Origin of the sequence: Umezawaea sp. (genome assembly GCF_036375055.1) — a bacterium.
In the GTDB taxonomy this organism is placed as follows: Bacteria; Actinomycetota; Actinomycetes; order Mycobacteriales; family Pseudonocardiaceae; genus Umezawaea.
Window position 1 is genome coordinate 46,175 of sequence record NZ_DASUSQ010000145.1, and the last position, 17,638, is coordinate 63,812.

The following is a 17,638-nucleotide window of genomic DNA, read 5'->3' on the forward strand; positions in this document are numbered from 1 at the left end:
CGCCCCTCTCGCGCGGAGGGGCGCCCCACCCGGCCTCAGCGCTCGCCCGCCGCGAGCAGCTCGTGCGTCTCCTTGATCTTCTGCCGCGACTTGGGCTCCGCGGTGGGGGCCTTCCTCGCGGCCACGGCGGCGTCGGCGCCGGGCGCCGTCGCGGGCTTGCCCTTGGTGAACAGCCACGTCGTGAACAGGTCGTCCAGCTGCTTGCCGGACACCTCCTCCGCCAGCGCGGTGAACTGGTCGATCGACGCGTCGCCGTACTCGTGCTGCTTCGTCCACTTCCGCAGCGTCGTGAAGAACGCGTCGTCACCCACGGCCGACCGCAGCGCGTGCAGCGTGAGCGCCCCGCGGTCGTACACGGCGCCGTCGAACTGGTTCGCCGCACCGGGATCGCCGGGCAGGACGTCCCAGAAGTCCGAGTCGGCCGGGTAGGACTCGTAGGTGAAGTCCGAGTTCTCCTGCGCGGTGCCCTCGCCGACGTGCTCCGACCACAGCCACTCGGCGTAGCTCGCGAAGCCCTCGTTCAGCCAGATGTCCTTCCAGCCGTGCACCGACACCGAGTCGCCGAACCACTGGTGGGCCAACTCGTGCGCGACGACGTAGGTGTTCGTGCCGCGGCGGAAGAACGCGGTGTCGTAGTTGGGCCGGGTCTGGTTCTCCAGCGCGAAGCCGATGCCGCCGGTGACCACACCGCCCTGCGCCTCGAACGGGTACGGGCCGAAGAAGTCGTCCTCGAAGTCGATGACCTCCGACGTCCGCTCGACGCTCGCCTTGGCGGCGCCCTCGAACTCGCCGAGGCCCTCCGCGTAGGCGTTCACCACGGGCAGGCCGCTCGGGGACGTCGACTGGCGGACCTCGAACTGGCCGATCGACACGAACGTCGAGTAGGTGTTCTGCGGCTTGGTGCTCCGCCAGTTCCAGCGCGTCCAGCCGTTGATCTGCTTCGTCGTGCCGGTGAGCCTGCCGTTGGAGATCACCTCGACGCCGTCCGGCACGGCCACCGAGACGTCGAACGTGGCCTTGTCGGTCGGGTGGTTGTTGCTCGGGTACCACCACGGCGCGATGTCGGGCTCGTCGATCGCGAGCGCACCGGTCGGCGTCCTCTTCCACGCCGTGTAGCCGTCGACGGACTTCGTGGACGGCTTGTCGTCGTAGGTGACGACCACGGTGACGTCGCCGCCCTTGGCGAGGGTGCCCCTCGGGTCGACGACCAGCTCACCGCCGTCCTGGGTGAACGACGCGACCCTGTTGTTCACCCGCACCGTCCTGACCTTGAGCAGGAAATCGAGGTTGAACCGCGAGAGGTCCTGCGTCGCTTTCGCCAGAATCGTCGTGGTGCCGGACAGGGTGTCGTTCGACGGCTGGTAGTTCAGCCGGATGTCGTAGTGGGAGACGTCGTAGCCACCGTTTCCCGAGTTCGGGTAGTACGGATCACCGATACCGGGTGCTCCAGGCGCCGCGGCGGCGCCTGCGGGGCCCGCGAGCAGCGCGAGCGCGCAGGCCGTCGCCGCCCCGACCGTGATCTTCGCTCTGATGGACATGGCTGGAAACTAGCCAGGTCTCCCTGACGCGAACACCCCCGTACGTAGGCTCCTACGACCTGGAACCCGTTGACACGGCAAGGCGCAGTGCGGCGTGCAAATCGCGCAATCCGGAACGATTCGCACGAATCTCCACAACCGTGATCCCGGAGGGCTGCGCGAGCGCGTCGCGGAATTGCTCCGCCGATTCCGCCAGCACGTGCGGCACCCGGTAACCGGCGCACAGCGCGGCCAGGTCGGCGCCGTGCGGGGTGCCGAAGACCCGCTCGAACGACGGCGCGAACTCGCGGGCGCCCTGCTCCAGGAGCGAGAAGATCCCGCCGCCGTCGTCGTTGAGCACGACGATCGTCAGGTCCGGCCGCGCCTCGTCCGGACCGATCAGCAGGCCGTTGAGGTCGTGCAGGAACGTCAGGTCGCCGACGAGCGCGAACCCCGGCCCCTCGGCGAGCGCCAGGCCGATCGCGGTCGACAGGCTGCCGTCGATGCCCGCGCCGCCCCGGTTGGCGTGCACCACGAGGTCGGCGCGCGGGTGGGCGACCAGGTCCACGTCGCGCACCGGGTTCGACGACCCGAGGAACAGCATCGAGCCCCACGGCAGCGCCGCGACCATCTCGCGGGCCACGTGCAGCCCGGTCGGCCACGGCACGTCGTGCAGCACCTCCTCGACGAGCCCGGCGGCCGCCTTGTCCGCGTCCTGCCAGGCCGCGAGCCACGAGGGGTCGACCTCCAGCTCACCCGCCTCCAGGTCGGTGGAGGTGTGCGTCGCGGCGAACGACGGGTCCGGCCAGTCCAGGTCCGGCGTGAGCACGTGCACGACCGGCGTCCGCGCGATGAGCTTGAGCACCCCGCGCGACAGCGTCGCCCGGCCCACGACCAGCACCGCGGTCGGCCGCAGCTCGGACGGCAGCTCACCCGAGTTCAGCAGCAGCGTCCCGTGCCGCAGCACCGGGCCGTCCGAGCCCGCCGTCGGCTCCGCGACGATCGGCCACCCCGCGTGCCACGCCAGCTCGGCGGTCTCCCCGACCAGCGAGTCGCCGACCACGACCAGCGTGCGCGGCCCGAGGTGCTCGACCGTCGAGACGGACCTGGTGGTGCGCGGCTCGACGCGCGTCCACGGCACGTCGAAGTGCCTGCCGTCCAGCGCCTCCGGCCAGTCGCCCTCGTGGTCGGGCACCAGGGGCTCGCGCAGCGGCACGTTGACGTGCACCGGCCTGCCCGACCTGGCCGTCGAGACCGCCCGGCACACCAGCGACCGCCACATCGCGTTCTGCCCGGCCCGCCGCTCGGCCACCGGGAAGTGCAGGGTGTCCGCCGCCGCGCCGAAGATCCCGTGCTGGTCGACGGTCTGGCTCGCGCCCGTCCGGTACAGCTCGACCGGCCGGTCCGCCGTGATCACCAGCAGCCCCGTGCCCGAGTGCCTGGCCTCCAGCACCGCGGGGTGCAGGTTCGCGACGGCCGTGCCGGACGTGCAGACCACCGCCGTGATCCCGTCCGCCTTCGCCAGGCCCAGCGCCAGGAACCCGGCGCCGCGCTCGTCGACGCGCACGTGCAGCGTCAACCGCCCGTCGACCTCCGCCTCGTGCAGCGCGAAGGACAGGGGCGCGTTGCGCGAGCCGGGGCTCAGGACGACGTGCCGCACGCCGTTGCGGACGAGCTCGTCGACGAACACCAGGGCTTGCGCGGTGGACGGGTTCACGGCCCCATTCTCCCCCAGCGCACGATGGGGTGATTCCCCTTGCGCATTCGAACACGTGTTCTAAGTTCAACCCATGAACTACACCATCGGAGTGATCCTGATCATGACCGTCCCGGGGGCCCACCTGCCTGCGGTTCGAGCGCCGCACCGGGTCCCCTTATTGTCGCGGGCGTGGCAGACCAGGAAATCTCCGAGTTGTTCGACGCGTCCCGGTGGAAGCCGATCCCCGGCTTCGACTCCCTCACGGACATCACCTACCACCGCGCGGTGGACCAGGGCACGGTGCGGATCGCGTTCAACCGGCCCGAGGTGCGCAACGCCTTCCGCCCGCACACGGTCGACGAGCTGCACCGGGCGCTGGACCACGCCCGCATGTCGTCCGACGTGGGCTGCGTCCTGCTCACCGGCAACGGCCCGTCCCCCCGCGACGGCGGCTGGGCGTTCTGCTCCGGCGGCGACCAGCGCATCCGCGGCCGGTCGGGATACCAGTACGCCGCGGGGGAGACCGCGGACACGGTCGACCCGGCCCGAGCGGGGCGGCTGCACATCCTGGAGTGCCAGCGCCTGATCCGGTTCATGCCGAAGGTCGTCATCGCCGTCGTGCCCGGCTGGGCGGCGGGCGGCGGCCACAGCCTGCACGTCGTGTGCGACCTCACCATCGCGAGCGCCGAGCACGCGAAGTTCAAGCAGACCGACGCCGACGTCGGCAGCTTCGACGGCGGCTACGGCTCGGCGTACCTGGCCCGCCAGGTCGGCCAGAAGTTCGCGCGCGAGATCTTCTTCCTCGGCCGCACCTACGGCGCGGCCGAGATGCAGCGGATGGGAGCGGTGAACGAGGTCGTCCCGCACGCCGAACTGGAGAACACGGCGTTGCAGTGGGCACGGGAGATCAACGGCAAGTCCCCCACGGCCCAGCGGATGCTGAAGTACTCGTTCAACCTCATCGACGACGGCTTGGTGGGCCAGCAGATCTTCGCGGGCGAGACGACCAGGCTGGCGTACATGACGGACGAGGCGGTGGAGGGCCGCGACGCGTTCCTGGAGAAGCGGGCGCCGGACTGGTCCGATTTCCCGTACTACTTCTGAAACCGGCACGCACCCCAGACGCGCGCTGCGCCCAACCAGTCCGGCCTCTTTTCGAAACCCCGCCCAGACCTTGTCCGAGGCCTGTCCGGGCTCGGTCCGGGCTCGGCCCAGGCTCGGTCCGGGCTCGGTCCGGGCTCGGTCCGGGCTCGGTCTGGGCCCCAAGGCTTATCCGGTCCGTCGAAGGCTCGGCCGGGTCCGCCCAAGGCTCATCCGGGTCCGTCGAAGGCTCGTCCAGGGCTCGTCCGAGGCCGCCCAGGTCCTGCGGGGCGCGTCCAGGTCCGTGGAAGGCTCATTCGAGCCTGTCCAGGGCGCGTTCGGGTCCGTCCAGGGCTTGTCCGGGTCTGTCAAAGGCCCGCCCAGGACTCGTTCGGGTCCGTCGAAGGCTCGTTCAGGGCTGGTCCGGGGCAGCCCAGGTCCGTGCGGGGCTCGGGGTGCTTCGGACGCAGCCAGCCACAGACACCGGGTTACTTCAGCGATGGGACGGCTTCCACAACCAGCGGCCTCACAACCAGCGGCCTCCACAGCCAGCGGCCTCCACAGCCAGCGGCCTCCACAGCCAGCGGCTTCGGGCGCAGCCGATCTCAGGCGGGGCTGCCTGCGCAACCAGGCTGCTCTGTGGTCAGGGCTGGCGCGGTGGCCTCCAGGGTTGAGGCGGTCCAAGCTCGGGACACCTCAACCACAGCCCTGACCTCGGGCATCGAAGTGCTCCCAGGGCGACAGACAGCCACCGAGTCGCCACCACGGTCGAAGCGGTCCTAACCCGCCTCGGACACCGAGACCACATCCGCCCCGTTCTCCGGCAGCAAAACGGCTCGGCCGCGACACTGCCCCGAGGCCAACCTCTTCTCTACCCCAATCACAACTCCACCACCTCCCTCAAGCTCTCCGCCTTCCCAGGCCCATCCCTCACCGCCCCACCTCCCCACCGCAAGCCTGCTCAGCCACGACACCCCCTCCTTCCCGCCCACCACCTCCCCAACACGAGCCTGACCACCTGCAACCGCCCCCACTCCCCCAACCAGCTGGGAAAACTGATGGCCGACATGGTCGAGGCAGTCCCTGTCTCGTTCGAAGCGCTCGAACTGATCCCACCCCTGCGGGCGGCCTTGGACGGCACGGGACCCGCCGTGGTGCCGGTACCGGTCGGACAGGTCGTGGCGCCCGTTCCGCTGGACGGCTGGGAGCGGGAGACGGCGTTGGTGATCACCACCTCCGGGTCGACCGGTGTACCGAAGTCGGTGTTGCTGTCGGCGTCGGCGCTCCGGGCGTCCGCCGAGGCGACGCACGCTCGGTTGGGCGGGCCGGGGCGGTGGTTGTTGGCGTTGCCCGCGACGCACATCGCGGGTGTGCAGGTGCTGGTTCGGTCGCTGGTGGCGGGGACGTCGCCCGCCGTGCTGGATCTCGCGCCGGGGTTTCGGGCTGAGCGGTTCGCCGAGGTCGCGCGGCCGTTGTTGGCGACGTCGGGGCCGCACTACACGGCGTTGGTGCCCACCCAACTGGCTCGGCTGGTGGCCGAGGACGTGTCGGTGTTGAAGGAGTTCGACGGTGTGCTGCTCGGTGGTGCGGCGACACCGAGACCGCTGCTGGACGCGGCGTTGGCGGCCGGGGTGCGGGTCGTGACCACGTACGGGATGAGCGAGACCGCCGGTGGGTGCGTGTACGACGGGGTGCCGCTCGACGGGGTTGAGGTGAGGCTCGTCGACGGGCGGATCGAGGTGGCCGGGCCGACGTTGGCGTTGGGGTACCGGGGGGAGCGGTTCGCTGACGGGTGGTTCCGGACCGGTGATCTCGGGCGGTTCCGGGTGGACGGGACGCTGGAGGTGCTGGGGCGGGCGGACGACGTGATCGTCACCGGTGGCGAGAAGGTGCCCCCGGTGCTGGTGGAACGGGCTCTGGCGGGTGTGCCGGGAGTGCGGGAGGTGTGCGTGGTCGGGGTGCCGGACCCCGAGTGGGGGCAGGTGGTCGTGGCCGCGGTGGTTGCCGGTGGGGTGGCGCCGTCCGAGGAGGTGTTGCGGGAGGTCGTGCGAGCGGCCGTCGGACGGGCGGCCGTGCCCAAGCGCGTGCTGTTCCTGCCGGAACTGCCCACGCGTGGTCCTGGAAAGGTCGACCGCGCCGCGGTGGCCCGCTCGTTCGGGTGACTCCGCCTGCGCGGGCGGTCGGGCCCCGCTTGGCTCTGGCGAATGACGAGACGCCTGCTGGTGATCATCGTGGTGCTGCTGGCCGTGGCACAGGTCATTCCCGCGCAGGCCGCGACCGCGGCGAGCCTGCACCGGGTCTACGCCACTCGTGAAGGTCTGGTCGGCGGCACCACGGCGAACGGTCACGTGATCAAGGACCGCGACCACTTCGTCGCCCTGCCGTCGCGGCGGGGACTGGCCGGGCGCGACTCGGGCGACCGCACCGTGCGCGTGTGCGCGAACAACGGCCGCTGCGAGTGGGCACCGGTCTGGGACGTCGGGCCGTGGAACGTGAAGGACGACTACTGGAACGACAGCCGGGAGATGTGGACCGACCTGCCCGTCGGGAAGCCTCAGGCGCAGGCGGCCTTCGAGGACGGTCACAACGGTGGGAAGGACCAGTTCGGGCGCAAGGTCGGGAACCCGGCGGCGATCGACCTGGCCGACGGCACGTTCTGGGACGGGCTGCGGTTGACGACCAACTCGTGGGTCACGGTGCAGTTCCTGTGGACCGGATCGGCGCCGCACGGGACCGTGCGCGCGCTGTCGGTGGTGCGCAACGCGCCCCGCGACTCCGCGACCGAGGTGGGGTTGGCGGCCCCGTACGCGCGGGTGCCGCTGGCGTGTTCCGTGGACGGTGAGAGCGCCACGGGTACCGAGGGGACGTCGACCACCTGGTACCGGCTGTCGACCGGCAAGTACCTGGGTGCCGCGCACATCGCCGGAGCACCGGCCGTGGACGCGTGCTGACACGGGTTCGCCGCACGACGGACCGCGCCGCTCCTCGCGGGTGGCCGCCGTGCGGTTCGTGGGGGCCCAGGCAGTGAGGAGGTCGTGCGCGGGGGACGGTGGTGGGGAGCGTGCGATGTGGTCCCCCGTCCGCAGTGGTCAGAGGGTCATGGCCGAAGATGACCCCATGGCCACAGTCACCCAGTGGGTTGAGGGAACTCGTCCGCGCACACTGCCCAACTCGATCGCTCCGGTGCTGGTCGGCGCGGGCGCCGCGCAGAACATCGACGCGTTCTCGCTCCCCATGTCGCTGCTGGCGCTGGTGGTGTCCATCGCGTTGCAGATCGGGGTGAACTTCGCCAACGACTACTCCGACGGCATCCGCGGGACGGACGACCACCGGGTCGGGCCGTTCCGGCTGGTCGGGTCGGGTGCGGCTGACCCGAAGACGGTGCGGAACGCGGCGTTCGCGTGCCTCGGCGTCGCGTCGCTCGCGGGGATCGTGCTGATCGCGATGTCCGGGTACTGGTGGCTCGTGGCGTTCGGGGTGCTGTGCATCGCGGGTGCCTGGTTCTACACCGGCGGGTCGAAGCCGTACGGGTACTCCGGGTTCGGGGAAGTGGCGGTGTTCCTGTTCTTCGGGCCCGCCGGGGTGCTGGGCACGCTGTTCGTGCAGACCGGTGAGGTGACCGGGATCGGCATCGGGGCCGCTGTGGCGGTCGGGTGCTTCTCGACGGCGGTGCTGGTGGCGAACAACCTGCGGGACATCCCGACCGACACGAAGTCGGGGAAGCGGACGCTGGCCGTCCTCCTCGGCGACAAGGACACCCGGCGGCTCTACCTGGCGCTGGTGGTGGCGCCGTTCCTCATCACGCTGGTGATCGGCGTCCGCGTGCCGGGCACGCTGCTCGGGCTGCTGGCGCTGCCGCTCGCCGTGCTCGGTGCTCGGCGGGTGGTGCGGGGGATGACCGGTCTGCACCTGATCCCGGTGCTGCGGGACACGGGTCTGGCGATGCTGCTGTGGGCCGCCGTGGTCGGTGGCGCGCTGATGGTGAGCTGATCCGCCTACCGTCCCGAGGCCGGGTGAGGTTGAGCCGCGCCGCTGGTCGTGCTGGCGGCGGGATGGCGATCAGCGGGTCGCCAGGGTCGAGCCGTGCCGCCGGCCGCGAGGTCGAGCCGTAACGCTGGCCGCAAGGTCGAGCCGTAACGCTGGCCGCGAGGATGCGCCGTGCCGCTGGCCGCTCGACCAGCGGCACGGCAGAGCTGAACCGCCGGCCGATCCCACACCCGCGAGCTAGCCGGCCGTCGCTGTCGATGAACTACCACGCGTCCTCGGTGATGGCGATCTGTTCGTCGTCGTCATCGTCACGCCGCCGCCGCACGGGCGGGGGCGGGGGTGCTTCGCCCAGGCAGAGGGCGGCGATGTGTTCGCGGTCGGCGTCCAGGGCCGCGCGCACGCCCTGGTCGTGGCCCGCTTCGCCGCTGAGGACCTGGCGCCAGCTCAGGTGGCCGCCCGCGATCCTGCGCTGCAACGCCTGGAGCGCCATCGACGCCGCGGGCGACTTGGCGAACGCGATCACCCTGCGGATGTCCTCCGCCGAGGGTTCGCGGCCCGCCGCGCGCAGTTTCTCCGCCTGGCGCATGGACTTCTCGGCGTCGGCGATCGACCTGGCCAAGACGTCCTCGGCCGCCAACACCTCCGCGGTCCGCCAACTCACCGAGAATCCCCTTCCGACTGGACACCTGCTGCGACGCAGCAGGTGTCCGTCCCGTTCCCGCTACCAGGCACCGGTGCGGCGGAACTTCTCCAACCGCTCCAGGTGGGGTGCGAGGTCCATGTCCTGGGCGGCCACCCAACCGTCGTCGTAGTAGGTGTTGGCGTACCGCTCACCGCCGTCGCAGAGCAGCGTGACGACGCTGCCGCGCGCCCGCGACGCCCGCATCTCGGCGATGATCTGGAACGCGCCCCACAGGTTCGTGCCGGTCGAGCCGCCGACCCTGCGGCCGAGGACGGCCTCGACGTGCCGGATGACGGCGATGGACGCGGCGTCCGGCACCTTGATCATCCGGTCGATGACCTGGCCGACGAACGACGGTTCGACGCGCGGCCGTCCGATGCCCTCGATGCGGGAACCGCGGGTGCCGACGAGGGTCGGGTCGCTGTCGCGCCACGCGTCGAAGAACACCGAGTGCTCCGGGTCCACGACCGCGAGGCGGGTCTTCAGCCTGCGGTAGTGGATGAAGCGGCCGATGGTCGCGCTGGTGCCGCCGGTGCCCGCTCCTACGACGACCCAGTCCGGTTCCGGCGTCGCCTCCAGCTCCATCTGCTGGAAGATCGACTCGGCGATGTTGTTGTTGCCCCGCCAGTCGGTGGCGCGCTCGGCGTGCGTGAACTGGTCCATGTAGTGGCCGTTCAGCTCGGCGGCGAGGCGGCGAGACTCGTCGTAGATGGCGCCCGGCTCGTCCACGAAGTGGCACCTGCCGTCCTGGCGCTCGATCAGGGCGATCTTCTCCGGACTGGTCGAGCGGGGCATGACCGCGATGAACGGCAGCCCCAGCAGCCGGGCGAAGTACGCCTCCGACACGGCCGTCGAACCGGACGAGGCCTCGATGACCGGCGTGCCGCCGACGACCCACCCGTTGCAGATCGCGTACAGGAACAGCGACCGGGCGAGGCGGTGCTTCAACGAGCCGGTCGGGTGGGTCGACTCGTCCTTCAGGTACAGGTCGATGCCCCATTCGAGGGGCAGCGGGAAGTGGAGCAGGTGCGTGTCGGCACTGCGGTTCGCGTCGGCGTCGATGATCCGGACGGCCTCGCGGACCCAGTCCCTGGTGCGGCTGCAACATCGGTCAAGGGAAATGGTCACGGCGCACGATAACTTCGAGGACACTGGTCCGCCGTGGACAAGTTTCGCGGGTCACTTCTCGCAGGCGCCGTCGGGGACGCCCTGGGCGGGGCCGTCGAGTTCGAGCACATCGACGCCATCCGCGCCCGCTTCGGCCCCGACGGCCTGACCGACTTCGCCCCGGCCTACGGCAAGGTCGGCGCGATCACGGACGACACGCAGATGACGCTCTTCACCCTCGAGGGGTTGGTCATCGCCAGGAAGCACGGGACGGACCCGCTGTGGGACGTGCGGGCCGCGTACGGGCGGTGGCTGCACACCCAGGGTGGCCCCCCGGTGCGGGCCGAGGGGTGGCTGCTGGACGAGCCGGGACTGTTCTCGCAGCGTGCGCCGGGTACGACGTGCCTCGGGGCGCTGTACGACAGGGACGCCTTCGGGACCACCAGCGACCACATCAACAACTCCAAGGGCTGCGGCGGGGTGATGCGGGCGGCGCCCGTCGCCCTGTGGTCCGAGGACGTGGACGAGGTGTTCGCGCTGGCCGCGGGCACCGCCGCCATCACGCACGGGCATCCGAGCGGGTTCCTGTCGGCCGGGGTGCTGGCGGTGATCGTGCAGCAGGTGCTGGCCGGGGCTTCGGTGCTGGAGGCCGCCGCCGAGGCGCGGGAGGAGCTGATCCGGTGGGACGAGCACGAGGAGCAGCTGGAGCTGTTGGACCTGGCCGTGCAGCTGGGGAGTCGGGGGAAGCGGCCCACCCCGGAGTTGATCGAGACCCTGTTCGGTGGGGGGTGGGTCGGGGAAGAGGCCCTGGCCATCGGGTTGTTGGCGGCGTTGGCCGGGGAGTCGTTGGAGGACGGGTTGTTGATCGCGGTCAACATATCCGGTGACAGTGATTCGACCGGGTCTATTTGCGGGAATATTCTCGGGGCTCGGGACGGGGTGGAGGGCATTCCTTCGCGGTGGCTGGAAGGGGTGGAGATGGTGGACCTGTTGCACCGGTCCGCTGACGAGGCCGCTGGGACCTTTGGGGTTTACGGGTGAGGGCTGGGCGGTTCCGGCGAATCGGGTAGCTGCCGGTCCCAGCGGGGTGGCCGGTGTGACTCGGGGACCCCTCGATGTGACCCTGTGATCGGACTCAAGGGCAGGTGGTGGCCACCTGCCGGTCTACCGGGGCAAGGGACAGATCCCCCGAGCAAGATCGGCCTCGGTTCAGGGAAAGCTCGTGGCTCGCTTTTGTCGTGGGTCGCCTTTGTTGGGGCTTCAGGCGGTTTCGCCCCTCAGTTGGGCTCGCAGGCGGTCGCGTTCCGCCTTGCGGACCGCTCCGCGTTCGTTGAGGCCCTCGGCCACTCGGGTGCGCATGCCGCGCAGCACGAAGAGGGACAGCGGCAGGGCTACCACCACGCCTACTGCCATCGCCACGAGCAGCGGGACGTTGACGAGCATGAGCAGCGCCATGACCACCGCGACCATGCCCAGTCGCGCCAGCACGTACAGCGTCACATCTCTACCCAGGTGCACGGTTCCCCAGGTTACGCGCCGCCGTCCCCCGGTTCGAACGCCGCGTCCGAGGTGTTGGGGCGGCCCTCGAAGCGCGTGGAGAGCACGACGGTCGTCCTGGTCCTCGCCACACCGGGGATGCGGCGCAGGCGGCCCAGCGCGCGTTCCAGGTCGTCCACGGTGGCCACCCGCACCTTGACGATGAACGACTCGTCGCCCGCCACCCGGTAGCAGGACTCGACCTCGATCAAGCCCGCCAGCTCCAGGGCGATGTCGTCGTCGTCGGCCGTGTCGGTCGGGTGGATGCCCACCAGGGCCGTTACGCCCAGGCCCACGGCGCTGGGGTCCACGACGGCGTGGTAGCCGACGATGACGCCGGTGGCCTCCAGCTTGCCCACGCGCTCGTGCACCGCGGACGCCGAGAGGCCGACCTTGCGGCCCAGGTCGGCGTAGGTGGCTCGGCCGTTCTCGCGCAGCGCGGCGATGATTTGACGATCAAGAGCGTCCACCGGACAAGACTAGGCCCTACCTGCGGGATGTCCGAACCGCGAACTTCGTCCCTTACTCCCTCTTTACCATCACCCAAGTGTTCGAGTACCTGACGGGTGAGATGCCACGATGCGGGCGGTAAGTCTGATCTGAGGAGGACGATCGTGACCGCGTCCATGCAGGTAACTCGTCAAAGCGGCCCGGAACGGCTGCTCACGCCAGGTGAAGTGGCCAACCTGTTCCGCGTCGACCCGAAGACGGTGACCCGCTGGGCCACCGCGGGCCGGATCGGGTCGATCCGCACGCCCGGCGGCCACCGCAGGTTCCGGGAGTCCGAGGTCCAGGCGCTGCTGTCCGAGCTCACCACCGAAGCTACCGAACCGGTGCGTCACTGAACACGTCCCGTACGTACTCCTAGTCACGAGTAATGTCGTGGCAAAGGAGGTGGCGACCATGCTGTACGTGCTCGCGGCGATCGGTGCGCTCACCGTGTTCATGCTGCTCTGGAAAGCGTTCGGGCCCGGCAGGCTCGAAACCGCTCCTCGTGGTCGGGTCATCGCACCCGACGACGACCCGGACTTCCTCCGGAAGCTCGGCGAGCAGACGAAACGCCCTCCTGAGGAGGGCAAGGACTCCTGATACGAGCGTGGGCCCCCGGCGAGGAGTCGCCAGGGGCCCGCGCTCGGTCGGGACCGTCCGCTAGCTGGGGAAGTCGTCCGCCACGGTGGCGGCCAGCTCCAGCAGCGCGAGCCTGGTCGCGGGCTCCAGCTTGTCCAGCTCGATCTCCGCGCCCTCTTCGAGGTGCGGGTCGAACGGGATCATGACCACGGAGCGGCAGCGGGACGCGAAGTGCGCCGCCAAGCGGTCCAGGTCGACCTTGCCCGAGCCCGGTCGGACCGAGTTGATGACCGCGATCGACCTGGCCACGAGGTCGCGGTAGCCGTGCGCGTCCAGCCAGTCGAGCGTGGCCGCCGAGGTCTGCGCCCCGTCGACCGAGCCGGACGAGACGAGGACCAGCGAGTCGGCCTGGTCGAGCACGCCCTTCATCGCCGAGTGCATGAGGCCGGTGCCGCAGTCGGTGAGCAGGATGTTGTAGAAGTGCTCCAGCAGCGCGACCGTGCGCAGGTAGTCCTGGTCGCTGAACGCCTCCGACACGGCCGGGTCCTGCTCGCTGGCGAGCACCTCCAGCCTGCTCGGGCTCTGCGACGTGTAGGCCCGCACATCGCTGTACTTGGTGATCCTCGCCACATCGCGCAGCAGGTGCCGGACGGTCGCGGTGGTCTCGCGGGGCACCTTGAGGGCCAGGGTGCCGCGGTCCGGGTTGGCGTCGACGGCGATGACCCGGTCGCCGCGCAGCGACGAGAACGTCGAGCCGAGCGAGGCGGTGGTCGTGGTCTTGCCGACACCGCCCTTGAGGCTGAGCATCGCGATCTTGTAGCACCCGCGCAGCGGCTGGTTGATCCGCGTGATCAGCTCGCGGCGCCGGATGTCGGCCGGGCTCTCGCCCAGGTTGAGCAGGCCACCGGTCATCGTGTGCACGGTCTTGCGCCAGCCGGTCTGCGGTGGGCGCTTCTCCTGCCGGATGAGCCGCTGCGACGACATGTCGTGCGCGGTCATCGGCTGCTGCTGGTGCTGGTGGTGATGGCCCTGCTGGTGCGGCAGCGACTGGGGGAAGTTGTTCGGGAACGCGCCCTGGCCCTGGTACTGCTGCTGGGACGGGTCCACGTAGTGCTGGCCGGACGGGCCTCCGCCGACCTGGTAGGGGCCCGAGGGACCGCCGCTGACGGGGTACCTGCCGGACTGGCCGCCCTGGACCGGGTGCTGACCGGACGGGCCGCCGCCGACGCTGTGCTGACCGGAGGGCCCACCGCCGACGCTGTGCTGGCCCGACGGGCCGCCACCGACGCTGTGCTGGCCCGACGGACCGCCACCGACCTGGTGGGCGCCGGACGAGCCGCCACCCACCTGGTACGGGCCCGACGGGCCGCCGCTGACGGTGTGCTGGCCGGACTGGCCACCACCGGCCTGCTGGGCCGCGTCGACCTGGTGTGCGCCCGACTGAGCCGGGTTGGTTTGGTTCATGTGGCCCTCCGCGCCCGTGGGCTGCGGCTGCCATGACACGTTGTGCCGCGGCTCAGGCTCCTCGTAGCGACCAGTCACCGCTGGGGTCCTCCCCTGAGCAAGCGGATCGAGACCTCCCCGACCCCCACCTGGGACGGTAGTCGGCGACAACAGGTTCCACTAACGGGGGTGGGCATCCCACCTGGGGTGATGTCGGAGGTCAGCCGACGCCCGCATAGGAATGCAACCCGCTCGTCACCAAGTTGATGAAGAAGAGGTTGAACACGGTCAGCAGGAAGCCGAGCGTGTTGATCCACGCGGCGTTCGCCCCGCGCCACCCCGCGGTCGCGCGGGCGTGCAGGTAGGCCGCGTAGACGACCCACGACACGAACGCCACGGTCTCCTTGGGGTCCCAGCCCCAGAAGCGGCCCCACGCGGCCTCGGCCCAGATCGCGCCGAACATGATGCCGATCGTGAACAGCGGGAACGCCAGCACGGTGCTGCGGTAGGCGAGCCGGTCGAGCGTGTCGGCCGACGGGAGCCTGCCCGCGAGCTTCGCGAACTTCTCCGGCTTGCGGTCGTTGGTCGCCTTCGCCAGGTACAGCAGGCTCGCGACGCCCGGCACCAGCAGCATGCCGGTGGAGATCGAGATGACCGAGACGTGGATGACGAGCCAGTACGACTGGAGCGCGGGCTGCACGGGCGCGGCGGGCGCGTAGAGGGCCGTGCCGCCGAGGAACATGAGGATCACGACCGGCACGAGCACGAACCCGCCGAGCCTGCGGACCGGGAACGACCGCATCAGCACGACGAACGTGATCACGGCGGCCAGCGTCAGCAGCGCGCCGTACTCGTACATGTTGCCCCAGGGGGCGCGGCCGGTCGCGATCCCGCGCAGCACCAGCGAGGCCGCGTGGAACAGGGCGCCCAGCAGCGTCAGCGCCACGGCCGCGCGGCCGAACCGCTCGGCGCGGGACCGCTCTGGCTTCGTCGGCACGACCAGGCCGGGCTTCCAGGTCCCGCCCGCGCCGCCCGCGACGACGAGGTCGCGCTCCTTCGCCTTCGCCCTGGCCTTGCCGAAGGCGTACTCGTAGACGTAGAGGAACGTGGCGAGGAGGTACACGCCGACCGCGCTGTTGTACAGCCAGTCGCCGTAGGTCGCCATCGTCTCGTTGACCGGCATCAGCTCTCCTTGTCCTGACCGGCAGAGAGGAGGTCTCGGGACAACCCGGTGAACTCCCCGCCGTAGCCTGCCTGGTCGGTGCGCGCGAGACCACCGACCTCGATGAACGTACGCCCGTCGTCCCGAGGGGACACCCGCACCCACACGCGGCGGCGGCGGATCGCGAGCGAGACGCCGAGGCCTGCCACCATCAGCATCGAGAACACGAGCACGTAGACCTGGGCCGGGTCGTGGGACACCTGGAGCGACACCCAGTCGGTGACGCCGTCGAAGCGGATCACCGTGCCGTCGTCGAGCGTGATCTCCTGGCCCACTTCGAGGTTCTGCCGGGCGACCTTGGTCAGCCTGCCATTGTCGACCATGGACCGGTCGATCGAGAAGATCGACTGGCCGCGGCCGGAGTCGGTGCCGAGGTCGCCGCGGAACACGTCGACCGCCACCGCGGGCTTGCGCGCCTCGGGGAAGTCGGAGCTCATCAGCGTGCCGTCGAACACGGCGCTGGGCGCCAGCAGACCGGTGATGGCGAGCTGGTTCTTCCGCCGCTCCTCGGAATCGGTGATCAGCGGCGGGTCGAACTTCGTCGCGCCCTCGGACAGCAGCGTGATCGGGTCGACCGGCTTCCACTGCACCTCGGCGGAGCGGACCTCGCCGTTCGGGAACGTGACGGTGAACTTGGGCGTGTAGCCGTGGCCCAGCAGGTAGAGCCGGTCGCCCGCGGTGCGCAGCGGGTGGTTGACCTCCAGCGGGTACGGCTTCCAGGCGCCGGTGTCGAGGTCCTCGCCGGACTGGTAGTCGATGTTGGCGCGGAAGCTCTCCGCCTGCCCGTTGTCCAGGTAGGTGGCGTGGAAGTCGTTGACCCGCACGCAGAACGGGGTGAGCTGGGTGCCGTCGACCCGCAGGCCGGGGCGGAACGAGTCGAAGTTGAAGACGCCGGAGTTGCAGTACTGCTTGCCGGTCGCCTGGACGATGACCTGGCCCTCGTAGCCGAACATCTTGCCCAGCGCGAACGCCACCAGCAGGCCGAGCAGCGCGAAGTGGAAGACGAGGTTGCCGGTCTCGCGCAGGTAGCCGCGCTCGGCGCTGATCGTGCGGACGCCGTCGGCCTCCTCGCGCTCGACCGTGCGCCAGCCCTTGAGCCGGGTGCGGGCCGCGGCGACGACCTCGTCGACGCCGCGACCGCTGTGCGCTTCGGCGTGGTGCGGCATCCGGGCCAGGTTGCGGGGCGTGAGCACCGGCTTGGCGCGCATCTGGCTGAAGTACTCCCAGAGGCGCGGCAGCAGGCAGCCGACCAGCGACACGAACAGCAGCACGTAGATCGCGGAGAACCAGAAGCTGCCGTACACGGCGTAGAACTGGCCGCGGTCGAGCAGTCGGCCCCACCAGCCGTTCTCGGCGATGAACTCGTCCACCGCGAGGGAGTTCAGCGACCGCTGCGGCAGCAGCGCGCCGGGCATCGCACCCAGCGCGAGCAGGAAGAGCAGCGTCAGCGCCGTGCGCATGGCCGTGAGGCCGCGCCACGTGTTGCGCAGGAAGGCCAGTGCGTTCTTCATCTACAGCGGCAGCTCTAGGTCGTTGACGACGGTGACGCGCAGCCAGCCGACGAAGTCGCCCCACAGGCCCGTGACGAGCGCGAGGCCGACCATGATCAGCAGCACCCCGCCGAAGACCTGCACGCCGCGCACGTGGGTGCGCAGCCAGCCGGTGACGCGGACGGCCCAGCGGGCGCCGATGGCGATCAGCACGAACGGCAGGCCGAGGCCGAGGCAGTAGGCGAGCACGAGGACCGCGCCGCGGGCCGTGGACGAGCCGACCTCCGTGCCGCGGGCGAGCGCGAGCACGCCTGCGAGCGTCGGGCCGAGGCACGGGGTCCAGCCGAGCGCGAAGACGCCGCCGAGCAGCGGGGCGCCGATCAGCCCGGCGCGCGGGCGCTTGTGCAGCCGGACGTCGCGCTGGAGCACGGGGACGAGGCCGATGAAGACCAGACCCATCGCGATGGTGATGACACCGCCGATGCGCTGGAGCAGGTCCTCGTTGAGCCACAGCGCGTCCACGAGGCCGAGCACGGCGAACGACGTCAGCGAGAACACGACCGTGAAACCGAGGACGAACAGCAGCGCGGCGCCGGTGACCCGCCAGCGGCCCGCCTTCGGCGACTCGCCGTCCTGCACGGCCGGGGCCTCGGCGCCGACCAGTCCCGCGAGGTAGGCGAGGTAGCCGGGGACGAGCGGCACCACGCACGGGGACGCGAACGAGATCGCGCCTGCGAGGAGTGCGACACCGGTGGCCAGCAGCAGCGGACCCGAGGTGGCCAGCTCCGTCCAGGGGTTCACGGCTCC

General features: G+C 70.6%; 17 protein-coding genes. 7 read left to right on the forward strand and 10 right to left on the reverse strand.

Annotation, left to right across the window (positions count from 1 at the left end; genetic code table 11):
- Window positions 1-35: 35 nt before the first annotated feature.
- Window positions 36-1,538 (reverse strand): M1 family metallopeptidase, encoded by a 1,503-nt coding sequence (locus tag VFZ92_RS35525; RefSeq protein WP_330881194.1) that lies wholly within the window; start codon window positions 1,536-1,538, stop codon window positions 36-38.
- 52 nt (window positions 1,539-1,590) lie between these two features.
- The gene (menD, locus tag VFZ92_RS35530) at window positions 1,591-3,234 is read right to left on the reverse strand and encodes a 2-succinyl-5-enolpyruvyl-6-hydroxy-3-cyclohexene-1-carboxylic-acid synthase (RefSeq protein WP_330881196.1); all 1,644 of its coding nucleotides are present in this window, start codon (window positions 3,232-3,234) and stop codon (window positions 1,591-1,593) included.
- A gap of 171 nt (window positions 3,235-3,405) precedes the next feature.
- Between menD and VFZ92_RS35535 the strand changes: the two genes are divergently transcribed.
- The 4 genes from VFZ92_RS35535 to VFZ92_RS35550 all read left to right on the forward strand — a co-directional run bounded on the left by VFZ92_RS35535 (window position 3,406) and on the right by VFZ92_RS35550 (window position 8,286).
- Window positions 3,406-4,320, forward strand: coding sequence for a 1,4-dihydroxy-2-naphthoyl-CoA synthase (locus VFZ92_RS35535; RefSeq protein WP_330881198.1), 915 nt, complete (start codon window positions 3,406-3,408; stop codon window positions 4,318-4,320).
- Between the two features lie 1,043 nt (window positions 4,321-5,363).
- Complete coding sequence (gene menE, locus VFZ92_RS35540; RefSeq protein ID WP_330881269.1) at window positions 5,364-6,458, forward strand: o-succinylbenzoate--CoA ligase; 1,095 nt, start codon at window positions 5,364-5,366, stop codon at window positions 6,456-6,458.
- Between the two features lie 42 nt (window positions 6,459-6,500).
- Window positions 6,501-7,247: a hypothetical protein gene (locus VFZ92_RS35545; RefSeq protein WP_330881200.1), complete on the forward strand. Its 747-nt coding sequence runs from the start codon at window positions 6,501-6,503 to the stop codon at window positions 7,245-7,247.
- A 166-nt stretch (window positions 7,248-7,413) separates the two neighbouring features.
- Complete coding sequence (locus VFZ92_RS35550; RefSeq protein ID WP_330881202.1) at window positions 7,414-8,286, forward strand: 1,4-dihydroxy-2-naphthoate polyprenyltransferase; 873 nt, start codon at window positions 7,414-7,416, stop codon at window positions 8,284-8,286.
- A gap of 259 nt (window positions 8,287-8,545) precedes the next feature.
- On the opposite strand, the gene VFZ92_RS35555 is transcribed toward VFZ92_RS35550, so the two are convergent.
- Window positions 8,546-8,944 (reverse strand): hypothetical protein, encoded by a 399-nt coding sequence (locus VFZ92_RS35555; protein WP_330881204.1) that lies wholly within the window; start codon window positions 8,942-8,944, stop codon window positions 8,546-8,548.
- A 60-nt stretch (window positions 8,945-9,004) separates the two neighbouring features.
- The gene (locus tag VFZ92_RS35560) at window positions 9,005-10,093 is read right to left on the reverse strand and encodes a PLP-dependent cysteine synthase family protein (protein ID WP_330881206.1); all 1,089 of its coding nucleotides are present in this window, start codon (window positions 10,091-10,093) and stop codon (window positions 9,005-9,007) included.
- Window positions 10,094-10,126: 33 nt separating this feature from the next.
- Between VFZ92_RS35560 and VFZ92_RS35565 the strand changes: the two genes are divergently transcribed.
- A complete protein-coding gene (locus VFZ92_RS35565) occupies window positions 10,127-11,113 on the forward strand; it encodes an ADP-ribosylglycohydrolase family protein (protein ID WP_330881208.1) in 987 nt (328 codons plus the stop codon).
- Window positions 11,114-11,332: 219 nt separating this feature from the next.
- Here VFZ92_RS35565 and VFZ92_RS35570 read toward each other — a convergent pair whose 3' ends face one another.
- Both VFZ92_RS35570 and VFZ92_RS35575 read right to left on the reverse strand, forming a co-directional pair.
- The gene (locus VFZ92_RS35570) at window positions 11,333-11,590 is read right to left on the reverse strand and encodes a DUF4229 domain-containing protein (RefSeq protein WP_330881210.1); all 258 of its coding nucleotides are present in this window, start codon (window positions 11,588-11,590) and stop codon (window positions 11,333-11,335) included.
- Window positions 11,591-11,601: 11 nt separating this feature from the next.
- Complete coding sequence (locus VFZ92_RS35575) at window positions 11,602-12,078, reverse strand: Lrp/AsnC family transcriptional regulator (RefSeq protein WP_330881212.1); 477 nt, start codon at window positions 12,076-12,078, stop codon at window positions 11,602-11,604.
- A gap of 156 nt (window positions 12,079-12,234) precedes the next feature.
- Here VFZ92_RS35575 and VFZ92_RS35580 point away from each other — a divergent pair, with 156 nt between their 5' ends.
- Together VFZ92_RS35580 and VFZ92_RS35585 are read left to right on the forward strand one after the other, a co-directional pair.
- Window positions 12,235-12,453, forward strand: coding sequence for a BldC family transcriptional regulator (locus VFZ92_RS35580; RefSeq protein WP_330881271.1), 219 nt, complete (start codon window positions 12,235-12,237; stop codon window positions 12,451-12,453).
- A 58-nt stretch (window positions 12,454-12,511) separates the two neighbouring features.
- The gene (locus VFZ92_RS35585; RefSeq protein WP_330881273.1) at window positions 12,512-12,697 is read left to right on the forward strand and encodes a hypothetical protein; all 186 of its coding nucleotides are present in this window, start codon (window positions 12,512-12,514) and stop codon (window positions 12,695-12,697) included.
- Window positions 12,698-12,757: 60 nt separating this feature from the next.
- Here the strand turns inward: VFZ92_RS35585 and VFZ92_RS35590 are convergent, their stop codons facing one another.
- The 4 genes from VFZ92_RS35590 to VFZ92_RS35605 form a co-directional block, all read right to left on the reverse strand.
- The gene (locus VFZ92_RS35590; RefSeq protein WP_330881214.1) at window positions 12,758-14,140 is read right to left on the reverse strand and encodes an AAA family ATPase; all 1,383 of its coding nucleotides are present in this window, start codon (window positions 14,138-14,140) and stop codon (window positions 12,758-12,760) included.
- Window positions 14,141-14,339: 199 nt separating this feature from the next.
- Complete coding sequence (gene ccsB, locus VFZ92_RS35595) at window positions 14,340-15,302, reverse strand: c-type cytochrome biogenesis protein CcsB (protein WP_330881216.1); 963 nt, start codon at window positions 15,300-15,302, stop codon at window positions 14,340-14,342.
- The gene (gene resB / locus VFZ92_RS35600; protein ID WP_330881218.1) at window positions 15,302-16,852 is read right to left on the reverse strand and encodes a cytochrome c biogenesis protein ResB; all 1,551 of its coding nucleotides are present in this window, start codon (window positions 16,850-16,852) and stop codon (window positions 15,302-15,304) included. Before resB ends, ccsB begins: the two co-directional genes overlap by 1 nt.
- Window positions 16,853-17,632 carry a cytochrome c biogenesis CcdA family protein gene (locus VFZ92_RS35605; protein WP_330881220.1) on the reverse strand — a complete coding sequence of 260 codons (780 nt, stop codon included), beginning with the start codon at window positions 17,630-17,632 and terminating at the stop codon, window positions 16,853-16,855.
- Between the last annotated feature and the right edge of the window lie 6 nt (window positions 17,633-17,638).